Below are 6,116 nucleotides of genomic sequence, written 5' to 3' on the forward strand. Positions count from 1 at the left end.
GAGGAGTACATAAGGTACAGGTCCTTCGATGGTTCGGAAATAACCGCATTCACAGCAACACCGGAAACGGGCTATAACGCAGCCGTCATAGTTATACACGAGATATTTGGAATAACAGAGTTCATACAAAACGTGACTAGGAGATTAGCATCCCAAGGCTACCTAGCGCTAGCCCCAAACCTATACTCAAGGAGGACTGACTTGTTTACGGAGCAGAACATCATGAACGTAATGAGGAGGTTCTGGTCACTACCACCTGAGAGGAGGACTGATATCAATGCGATTAAGGAATTCATGAGCTCACTAACGCCACAGGAGAGGGAGATGGTGAATGAACTAATCATAAACAGGGAGTCCACTGAGGAGAGGATGATCAACGATATAGTGAGCACATACAATTACATAAAGGACACGTACAAACCACAGAGGATAGGAATAATTGGGTTCTGCATGGGAGGTGGATTAGCCTTCGAGGCAATGACCAAGGTGCCAATAGACGCTGGAGCCATATACTACGGAAGAAGCCCAAGGCATCTTGACGACATAGCCAAGGTACGCGGCGCAATACTGGCAATATACGCAGGCGAAGACCCAGCCATAAACCAGGGAATACCGGACTTAATGAGGGCGGTAATAACTTACAAACCACGCTTCGAAATGGCATTCTACCCAGGGACATACCACGCCTTCGCCACGGAAGGAGGACCGGCATACAACGAGGTTGCTGCAAAGGATGCGTGGGAGAGGACCGTGAACTTCTTTAGGAAGTACCTAGGGTGATGGTGCATGAACAGGGAAAGCAAACAAAAAGGGTTTGACAATGCGGTGGCGGATTGCTTCATAACATGGGTGAACATATTGGAAATGAAGGAGAATGAGCACGGTAAAGGTAAAGAAAACCCTAAAAACCCAAGGCAATAAAGTAGCGCCGGGGCCGTAGTCTAGCCTGGCTAGGATGCTCGGCTTGGGCTGCCACCGTGGGCGACAAAAAGTAAAGCCCACGGTCACGAGAGCCCGAGTGATCCCGGGTTCAAATCCCGGCGGCCCCACCAAGAACGCGAACTCATTCTTCCGTACTTTCTAACTTGATTTCATTGGTTATCACAAAACGTATCAGAACATTCGATGTAATTGAAATTTCGACCCTGTCTTCCTCCTATTGCTCTTTGCCCACTTCATAGTTATTATTACTAGTGCTACGGCATACATTAGTAATAGGATTGCCGTTGCGGCTATCGCATATACACGAGGAAATACGGGCCAGCTTTAGAGAATTGTTGTTAAACTGAGCTGTGCCTGAGAATCTGGACAAGCTTGTCATAATGATGCACTGGCTATTATGATGAAATGAGCCATTAATTAGCTCATCATGGCCCACTTAGGTTTACGGTGGAGGGGCAGTGATTCATGTAACCGCTTATCCATGTGCCGCTGGGTGCGTTGGATTGCTGAGGTGGGTGGCCGAGGTATACTGTGTTTATTGAGACAGCGTTGCTCGATGGCGCGACAAAGCCCACAACCCAAGCCGTGTTTGCCCAGGCGCTCCAGCAGCTAGTTTCCACCTCGGCGTTGAATGGTAGGTAGAACCAGTACGTGCCAACAGGCAAGTAATTTTTCAGTAATATAACCGCAGTCCCACCTGAGCCCACGGTGAAGCCATCAACAAATACCCCACTATCGGCATAGACAAAGGCGTAGTCGAAGGTCCATGTTAGGTTATATGCGTACTCCCCTGCCTCGTTCACGTAGTACGGCGTTGTCGAGACGCCTATCAATACACCTCCCCAGGCGCTGGTGGGCACGGCGTAGTTGACGGGAATATCGGATAGAAAAGCATCACCGATGTTGAATAACCTTGTTGGGAAGAAACCTGTGGGGGTTGGCATATACTGGCCGTAACTATCAGTGATGTATGCGTTGTAGAAAGATGGGTAGTTTATCGTGGCTTCATGGCTCTTGTACATATCGAAGCCACCAATTAAATACCAAAGTGCGTCAGGACCTACCCACCCACCACTACCATTATTCGTTAGATAATACGCGACATCACCTAGTAGCTCCGCATCTATAAATGCCGGCCTTATTGATGTGAGGGAATTTTTCATTACTATGCATGAGTCGTAGTAGAATGTGTCGCCGTAGTTGTCCTGGACAGCCGCGATGCCGTAATCATGAGCGGAAATACCAATCGCGACCTGGTTTTCCAAAGATTGCAGGTCCCATAGGAAGATGAAGTTGCCACTCGGGTGCACACCATACCAACTCTGCAACCAACCTAAGAAATACCAGTAGGTCACGTAGCACGGACCCACATTTTGAAAGCCATCGCTTGGGTCTTGGTTTGTTGTTGGCTTATCACCCTTGGCCACCCTAATTGACCACAGCCAGTACCAGAATAGGTTCGGCAATCCCTCAAGGCTCACCGGCCCTACCAGCACGGCTACCCCATACGGCGTTCTTATTGCGGTTGCCCCAACCAACGTGTAATTACTATTCACTGGCATCTCAAGCATCGGTACAAAGTATTGGCGTGCGCCATTTGTTCCGTAAAAAGTGACATTCGCCCCCTTCGCCATTGCGTAGGAGAGGAGTAGCTCGGCAACTGGCGCCTCGGACCTACTCACGTTTATCATGACCAGGTCACCCTTTGCGAATAGGTTTGCCAGCAACCCAACGGCTGGGCTTGTCAGGTTCAGTGTGATGTTCCCACCCACGGTGCCGTAAGCCACGTAGGGCTTAATCACGGACCAATCAATCATAACAACACTATTGTTAGGTAGGTTGGGCAACTGGCCCAGGCTTGTTGGCGCAATCTTTGATTGGGGTATGCCGATGCTAACGAGTCTTTGGGTTAGTGTTTGTGGGCCAACGACGTAGATTGTCGGACCAAAGTAAATGCTGATTGAAGAACCAATTGGTGCCGGCGTGCTTGGCTTATTGGTGATATGGGTTAGAAGTAGTACTGAGACCATTACCGCGACTAAAACCACCGCAACCGCTAACGAGATGGCAAAAACAAGCTTGGACTTGAATCTCATACAGGAACTACTTATTCTACAGTTTTTATTCCTTATTTACCCGGCCGTTCGCGAAAAGTGGGTTGGGTTGAGGTTAATTAATGCGTGAGTGGTTCAATGATGCACCTCCTCACCCTAGCTAGCCTTACTTGTTTGACCTCTAGAGGCCCAGGTGATGATTTAATAAAGCCTTGGTAATAATTGTTAACTAGGTTTGAGACTTGTCTCCTAGCTTATGTAATCTCACTGTTGTTGTCCAAGCTTGCCTCCCACAGCCTTCTTTACCTCGTTTAGCCCTATCATTAGTAATATTAGGGCAGGTATGCCTATGAGAAGGCCGAGGATCCCCACAACCACCGAGGCGCCAGGTATCATACTGAATAGATTAATCGCGGCCATAAATGCCAGCAATGTGGCACCAGTCGATAAGTAACTTACGTTAAAATGATCGCCAAGCCTGTACAGGGCAATTGTAATTAGTACAGTTGCAACAAAACCAACGATGCTTCCAGGGCTCGATATTAAGTATACAATCCAAACATTACTGAGGTTAAAGGTTAGGGATAGTAATAAGGCAGCTAATGATATACCGATAACCTGACCAGCTATACTTACTATCGAGCCAACCCTACCAATGCTGTATCTGGATAGGTCAGCCATCGCCAATTTCGTGAAACCCCTGTAGTAATATGCATATACTATTACGAAATCTATCAAATTAGTTATTATCCCAATAATAGCGGCAGCATGTACGACCTCATTTACTAAATAATCCTCATTAGTCATCATAGACGATCCTGAATAAACAATGCTAAATACTACGGCAATCGTTACAATAGTAATCAGGATACCAAATATAAGCTCAAAGATCACACCCGTGAATAACAACGAAACCCCATCGTAAATCAACGAATAGTACTTAGCATCGCCCGGACCGGGCCCGCTCATAGGTATCGCATTATATTGAGTTTCAAGGATCTATAAATAGGTTTTTATCGCTTCTCAGTCGAGGATCGGGTCTCGCTTAGTGATGAGTTCAATAATATCTAGTGTGGACAAAAATTGCTCTATTTTTGAGTGAGTTAGTGGGTTTGTGTATTGTTATCTACTGCCTATGTATGTTACTGTGAAGCTTGAGCCATCACTTGATAGAGAGCTTGGTTGTGCCAGCACCTTTCCGTTGTTTGTTACCATCACTATCTCCGTCACGCTACTGAATGAGCCAAAGGGCTCGGTGCTGCCGCTTATTGTTGCGTAGCAGGTACCCTGTATGTCCGTGTAGTCCTGCCCGAAGTATGCAGTACCGAAGTTTGCGAGGGCTGTTAATTGACCGGCGACGGTGGGCCTCTCTAGGATGCATTCCGCGGATGATCGTAACGCACCACTTACGCTACCTGTCGTGCTGAAGGCTTCATGTTCTGTATAATCAATCAATGTAATGTTGAATTCGCCATTGCCTAGGTATGCCACACTTACGTAAATATGGTCGCCAGGCTTTACCGTGAAGCCGCTTATTGTGACCGATGGTGATGGGTAGAACTCATACCAGGCAGAGTAGTATGCCTTACCACCACTGCATTCAGCGAGTATACCTGCCTGTTCGACCGTACTATCGTTGTAACCATCTATTCCTGCCCAAAGGGCAACGTATGTAGTCTGTTTTGTGCACGTTACCTGGGGTACTATGAATGAACTAGCCACACCAGTTACGGTGTACTCCTCAGCAGGTACGGCATACCCAGCCCAATTTAGTGAATACACCTGACCCTTAACCTCGTAATACCTAATCATGGGATGCATTTGGGCTTTAACGGTATATAACGTAGCCATGCCCAGCAAAAGGGTCAGTGCGATTACCATTATCGAGAGTATTTCCAAAGATCTTCTCATCTTATTTTACAAGTGTAGATCTTTTTAAAGCATTACCTGGTATGATTATTTTAATATATATTGTCTAACGTACATTACCTATTGCTTATTTAGTTACTTGGTTTAGGTACTCTAGAACCCTTACTGGGTGTTCCTCGGGCTTTACATTCCTTATTATTTTAGCTATCTTGCCCTCAGGGCTTATTATGAATGTAACCCTTTCTGCGGTTCCAGTAGGCCTAAGTACCCCGTATCTTCTCGACACATCTTTGCCATGATCACTGAGCAGTTTGAACTTTACGCCGTATTTCTCCGCAAATTTTTTCTGCGTATCTACGGTGTCTGTGCTTATGCCGAACACCGTTACTCCCCTAATCTCGAACTCATTCCGGAGCCTCGCGAATTCCTGGGTCTCGCGCGTACATCCGCTTGTGAAGGCCTTTGGGAAGAAGTAGAGAACCACCCATTTACCTCTATAGTTGCTTAGTCTTATGGCTTCTCCATCATGGCTTTGTAATTCAAAGTCTGGTGCGTCCTCTCCCTCAGCCACCATCGAGTTCGTCCTTAGATAACGCCTTTTCTTTCTTAGCCTAATGCGTAACTTAAGATAACTAGTACTGGGTGTTCCAGGGAGGTAAGGGTTTTAGCTCAATGCACCCAATGCATGACCAATGAGTGCTATTGAGATTGATGGTTCCGTGCTTGAGGGTGGCGGACAGATACTTAGGACAGCGTTGGCTCTCTCGGCAATTTTAGGGAAGCCAATTAGGGTGTTTAATATTAGGGCTAGGAGGAGTAATCCAGGTCTTCAACAACAACACCTAACTGGTGTATTGGCTGCCGCAAGGATAGCCAATGCTCAGGTCATCGGTGCCGTTAAGGGCTCCACAGAGCTCACCTTCAAGCCCGGTAGGATTGGTTGTGGTGGGTTTAGGTTTGATATTGGTACAGCTGGTTCCGTAACGCTTGTTATACAGACGATACTCCCAATACTTGTGTTCGCGCCCTGCGAGAGCACGGTAACAATAACCGGCGGTACTGATGTACCCTGGTCACCGCCAATTGATTACGTGAGGTTCGTAATGCTCCCAATGCTTGGGTTGTTCGGCGTCAAGGCAGAGGTTAGGTTGGTAAGGCGCGGTCACTACCCAAGGGGTGGCGGTGAGGTCGTGCTCACGGTAAGACCTAGCGAGTTGAGGGCAGTCAATGCGGTGGAATTTGGGAACCTAG

At 47.2% G+C, this 6,116-nt stretch carries 7 protein-coding genes and 1 tRNA gene; 4 read left to right on the plus strand and 4 right to left on the minus strand.

Translation table 11 applies throughout. The features are described from left to right. The 3 genes from B7L70_RS11710 to B7L70_RS11715 form a co-directional block, all read left to right on the plus strand. Positions 1-780, plus strand: a 780-nt coding sequence (locus B7L70_RS11710) for a dienelactone hydrolase family protein (RefSeq protein WP_101940288.1), incomplete at its 5' end; no start/stop codon positions are given. Positions 781-786: 6 nt separating this feature from the next. After that, complete coding sequence (locus B7L70_RS14210) at positions 787-921, plus strand: hypothetical protein (RefSeq protein ID WP_255408869.1); 135 nt, start codon at positions 787-789, stop codon at positions 919-921. Positions 922-930: 9 nt separating this feature from the next. Continuing rightward, positions 931-1,052, plus strand: a tRNA-Pro gene (locus tag B7L70_RS11715). A gap of 315 nt (positions 1,053-1,367) precedes the next feature. Here the strand turns inward: B7L70_RS11715 and B7L70_RS11720 are convergent. The 4 genes from B7L70_RS11720 to B7L70_RS11735 form a co-directional block, all read right to left on the minus strand. Then, positions 1,368-3,038 (minus strand): hypothetical protein, encoded by a 1,671-nt coding sequence (locus tag B7L70_RS11720; RefSeq protein WP_081228349.1) that lies wholly within the window; start codon positions 3,036-3,038, stop codon positions 1,368-1,370. 222 nt (positions 3,039-3,260) lie between these two features. Next, complete coding sequence (locus tag B7L70_RS11725; RefSeq protein ID WP_081228350.1) at positions 3,261-3,965, minus strand: DUF973 family protein; 705 nt, start codon at positions 3,963-3,965, stop codon at positions 3,261-3,263. Between the two features lie 153 nt (positions 3,966-4,118). Further along, positions 4,119-4,907, minus strand: a complete 789-nt coding sequence (locus B7L70_RS11730; protein WP_081228351.1) for a G1 family glutamic endopeptidase — start codon at positions 4,905-4,907, stop codon at positions 4,119-4,121. Between the two features lie 85 nt (positions 4,908-4,992). Continuing rightward, complete coding sequence (locus B7L70_RS11735; RefSeq protein ID WP_081228352.1) at positions 4,993-5,439, minus strand: peroxiredoxin; 447 nt, start codon at positions 5,437-5,439, stop codon at positions 4,993-4,995. Positions 5,440-5,557: 118 nt separating this feature from the next. Between B7L70_RS11735 and rtcA the strand changes: the two genes are divergently transcribed. Further along, a partial coding sequence (gene rtcA, locus B7L70_RS11740) for an RNA 3'-terminal phosphate cyclase (protein WP_081228353.1) occupies positions 5,558-6,116 on the plus strand: 559 nt, incomplete at its 3' end.

The sequence above is a fragment of the Vulcanisaeta sp. EB80 genome (assembly GCF_002078205.2).